This is a genomic window from Microbacterium sp., assembly GCF_030149085.1.
Classification (GTDB): domain Bacteria; phylum Actinomycetota; class Actinomycetes; order Actinomycetales; family Microbacteriaceae; genus Microbacterium.
Window position 1 is genome coordinate 1 of sequence record NZ_JASBSF010000279.1, and the last position, 4,416, is coordinate 4,416.

The 4,416-nt window shown below is 69.3% G+C and carries 3 protein-coding genes; all 3 read right to left on the reverse strand.

Annotation, left to right across the window (positions count from 1 at the left end; all coding sequences use genetic code 11):
* Nucleotides 1-2,699, reverse strand: a 2,699-nt coding sequence (gene gcvP / locus Q1V87_RS11300) for an aminomethyl-transferring glycine dehydrogenase (RefSeq protein WP_300592767.1), incomplete at its 3' end; no start/stop codon positions are given.
* A complete protein-coding gene (gene gcvH / locus Q1V87_RS11305) occupies nucleotides 2,696-3,079 on the reverse strand; it encodes a glycine cleavage system protein GcvH (protein WP_300592770.1) in 384 nt (127 codons plus the stop codon). The genes gcvP and gcvH, both read right to left, overlap by 4 nt.
* Nucleotides 3,076-4,311, reverse strand: coding sequence for a glycine cleavage system aminomethyltransferase GcvT (locus Q1V87_RS11310; protein WP_300592773.1), 1,236 nt, complete (start codon nucleotides 4,309-4,311; stop codon nucleotides 3,076-3,078). Before Q1V87_RS11310 ends, gcvH begins: the two co-directional genes overlap by 4 nt.
* Between the last annotated feature and the right edge of the window lie 105 nt (nucleotides 4,312-4,416).

Below are 4,416 nucleotides of genomic sequence, written 5' to 3' on the forward strand. Positions count from 1 at the left end.
GCAGCCACCGCCTCAGCCTCGGCGTTGATCGCGATCATCGCCTCGATGAATCGCTCGATCTCGCCGAGATCCTCAGACTCGGTCGGCTCGACCATGAGGGTCCCCGCGACCGGGAACGACATGGTCGGCGCGTGGAATCCGTAGTCGATGAGGCGCTTGGCCACGTCATCGACCGTGATCCCGGTCGCCTCCCGCAGGGGGCGCAGATCCAGGATGCATTCGTGCGCGACGAGCCCGTTCTCGCCCGCGTAGAGCACCGGGTAGTGCTCGCGCAGGCGGGCCGCGATGTAGTTCGCCGCCAGGACCGCGCTGCCGGTCGCCTGACGCAGGCCCTCAGCGCCCATCATCCGGACGTACGCCCACGAGATCGGCAGGATGGATGCCGAACCGTACGGCGCGCCCGAGATCGGACCCCCGGCGAAGATCGCGCCTTCGGGATCCGTGAGCGACGGATGCCGTTCCCGCTGCGCCATCGGATGCGAAGGCAGGAACGGCGCAAGGTGCGCCTTGGCGGCCACCGGGCCGACTCCTGGCCCGCCGCCGCCGTGAGGGATCGCGAACGTCTTGTGCAGGTTCAGGTGCGATACGTCGCCCCCGAGATCCCCGAGGCGCGCGTACCCGACGAGTGCGTTGAGGTTAGCCCCGTCGACGTAGACCTGGCCGCCTGCCTCGTGCACCGCCGCGGTGATCGCCAGCACCTCGTGCTCGTACACGCCGTGGGTTGAGGGATACGTGATCATGAGGGCGGCGAGCGCGTCGGCATGCTCGGCGATCTTCGCGCGTAGATCGCCGAGGTCGACGTTTCCGGCGTCATCGCACGCGACGACCACGACCCGCATCCCGGCGAGCACAGCGGATGCCGCGTTCGTGCCGTGCGCGGACGACGGAATGAGGCACACCGTGCGCTGCTCGTCGCCCCGCGAGCGGTGGTATCCGCGGATCGCGAGCAGGCCCGCGAGCTCGCCCTGGGAGCCGGCATTCGGCTGCACCGAGACGGCGTCATAGCCGGTCACCTCGGCCAGCCACGTCTCGAGCTGATCGATCAGCTCGAGGTAGCCCTCGACGTCGGATGCCGGAGCGAACGGATGCATCCGCGCGAACTCCGGCCACGAGACCGCCGCCATCTCGGTCGCGGCGTTGAGCTTCATGGTGCAGGAGCCCAGCGGGATCATGCCCCGGTCGAGCGCATAGTCGCGGTCAGCGAGGGTCTTCAGGTACCGCATCATGGCGGTCTCGGACCGGTGCGCGTGGAAGACCTCGTGGGTGAGGTAGGCATCCGTGCGCCGCAGCTGTTCGGGGTACAGGCGCACCGCGTCGAGTGCGGTCCACGACCAGCCCTCGGGAAGCTCGGTGGGCACGTCCCCGGCGCGGGCATCACCCGTCGCTCCGAACACCGCGAGCAGATCGGTCTCGATCGAGGGCTCCACAGCGCTGACCTCGTCGAACGAGATCCCGACCGTGCGCTCATCAGTCCGTCGCAGCAGGATGCCGAGCCCGGCCGCCGCCGACACGACGGCATCGGCATCCGCGACCCGGACCTCGAGCGTGTCGAAGAACGCATCGCCGAGCACCTCGACCCCTCGCGCCCGCAGCAGACCGGCAATGGTCGCCGTCCGCGTGTGCACGGCCTGAGCGATCCGTCGCAGCCCTACGGGGCCGTGATAGACGGCGTACATCGCCGCCATGACGGCCAGCAGCACCTGGGCGGTGCAGATGTTGGAGGTCGCCTTCTCGCGCCGGATGTGCTGCTCGCGCGTCTGCAACGAGAGCCGGTAGGCCGGACGCCCGTCGGCATCCACCGACACACCCACCAGGCGCCCGGGGAGCTGCCGTTCGAGGCCTGCCCGCACCGCGAGGTAACCCGCGTGGGGCCCGCCGAAGCCCATCGGAACGCCGAAGCGCTGCGTGGTCCCGACTGCCACATCGGCGCCGAGCGAGCCGGGCGAGCGCAGCAGCGTCATGGCAAGCAGGTCGGCGGCGACCACGGCCAATCCACCGTGAGCATGGATCGCCGCGATCGCCTCGCTCGGATCCCACACCCGGCCCGACGCACCGGGGTACTGGATGAAGGCGCCGAAGGCCTCTGGCAGGTCCGCCCCCGCATCCGCCGCGAACCGCACGATCCGGATCTCGATCCCGAGCGCCTCCGCGCGGTGGCGCAGCAGTGCGATCGTCTGCGGCAGGGCATCAGCGTCGACCAGGAACACGCTCGAGGCGCTTTTCGAGGCGCGGCGAGCCAGCAGCATTCCCTCGACCACCGCTGTCGATTCATCGAGCATCGACGCGCCGGCAGTCGCCATCCCGGTGAGGTCGGTCACCATCGTCTGGAAGGTGATGAGCGCCTCGAGACGTCCCTGCGAGATCTCGGGCTGGTAGGGCGTGTAGGCGGTGTACCACGACGGGTTCTCGAAGACATTCCGCGCGATGACGGCGGGAGTGAGCGTGTCGTAGTAGCCGAGGCCGATCAGCGACCGTGACACCCGATTGCGCGCGGCGAGTCGCCGCAGCTCCCCGAGCGCCTCGGCCTCGGTCGCGGCATGCGGAATGCGCGACCCGTCCCGCGCAGCGGCGTGAATGGATGCCGGAACCGCCGCCGCCACGAGCGCATCGACGCTCTCGTAGCCGAGCGCATCGAGCATGGCGCGCTGAGCAGCGGCGTCAGTTCCGATGTGGCGCTCGGCGAAGGATCCGACGATCATGCAGCGCCGCCGGTGAGGGCGACGTACGCGTCGCGGTCGAGGAGCGCCTCGATATCGGCGGGCGTGATCTTGAGCTTCATGAGCCAACCCGCGCCGAACGGATCGGAGTTCACGACGGACGGGTCATCGACCGCCTCGTGGTTGACGGCGAGCACCTCCCCGTCGACGGGCGCGAACAGCTCGCCGACCGACTTGGTCGACTCGATCTCGCCGCAGACCTGGCCGGCTGAGACGCCATCGCCAACGCCCGGGAGCTCGAGAAAGACGACGTCCCCGAGCTTGTCGGCCGCGTAGTCGGTGATCCCGATCACCGCTTCATCGCCCTCCAGGCGCAGCCACTCGTGCTCGGCGGTGTACTTCAGGGTCGTCAGGTCGGTCATGTCGTCCTCCGGTAAAAGGGCAGGGTCGTTACGGATGCAGGAATGAGGGTGCCGCGCACGTCGATCGCCAGTTCGGTGCCGGGCGCGGAAACAGTGGGATCGACAAACGCCAGAGCGATCGGATGCCCGAGGGTTGGGCTCAGCGCGCCGGAGGTGATCTCACCGACGACGGGGGCACCGTCGACCGACGGAGCAACGACGGTGTAGCCGGCACGTCCGGCGCGGCGGCCCTCAGACACGAGTCCGACGAGCACGCGGCTGTCGGCATCCGAGGCCTGTGGAGCCCGCTTCCCCACGAAATCCGGCTTGCCGTCGGCGACGCTGCGCGCAAGCCCCGCCTGGGCGGGAGCCGTCTCGAGCGAGAGCTCGTGGCCGTAGAGCGGCATGCCGGCCTCGAGCCGCAGCGTGTCGCGAGCTGCAAGCCCCGCCGGAACGAGCCCCAGCGGCGTCCCCGCCGCCAGCAGCGCGTCCCAGAGCGCTCCCGCCGCGCGATGAGGCACGAGCAGTTCGAAGCCGTCCTCGCCGGTGTAGCCCGTGCGGGCGATGAAGAGTGGCTCACCGTCGAAAGATCCCGCAGCCCAGGCGTAGTACCCGAGCTCAGTGAGCACAGGAGCGACCTCACCGATGCCGGGTGTTGCCGTCACGATCTCCTGCGCCAACGGGCCCTGCACGGCAACGAGGGCGAACTGATCGGTCACGTCCTCGATCAGTGCAGTACCGGAGACACCCGGGATGACCGCGAAAGATGTGACGCCACCATCGCTCCTCGGCTCGGCCAGAAAGGATGCTGCAACCGGCGCCCGCGCGGCCCGCAGCGCGAGCGCCTCAGCCACGGCATCCCGGTTGCCCGCGTTGGCGATGACGAGGTACCGATCCTCAGCGGTGCGGTAGACGATGACGTCGTCGACGATGCCACCGTCTTCGGTGAGCACGAGCGAGTACTTGGCTTTGCCGACCCGCATGCCCGAGTGATCACCCGAGAGGGCGTAGTCGAGGAATGCGCCGCTGGGCTCTCCGGTGACGAGGAACTCGGCCATGTGCGAGATGTCGAACAGGCCCGCAGCCTCGCGCACCGCGTGGTGCTCGGCGAGGTCGGATGCGTAGCGCACCGGCATCTGCCAGCCGCCGAAGTCCGTGAACGCAGCCCCGAGCGCGACGTGTCGATCGTGGAGCGGCGAGCGTCTCGGCTCGGCCGGCACGGGTGCGGTATCTGGTGGAGCGGGGTGTGACATGAGTTCTCCCGGTCGTCGGACGGGGGACGCCCTTCGGCGCCCGTGAACTCCCCCTCTGTCTGTGGCCTGAGAGTTTCGCGCGGCATCCGAGTGAACCGGATGCTG

Bases quoted from the DNA above. Each gene is read 5' to 3' on its own strand.
- gcvH (WP_300592770.1), bottom strand. From the start codon at position 3,079: ATGACCGACCTGACGACCCTGAAGTACACCGCCGAGCACGAGTGGCTG.
- Q1V87_RS11310 (WP_300592773.1), bottom strand. From the start codon at position 4,311: ATGTCACACCCCGCTCCACCAGATACCGCACCCGTGCCGGCCGAGCCG.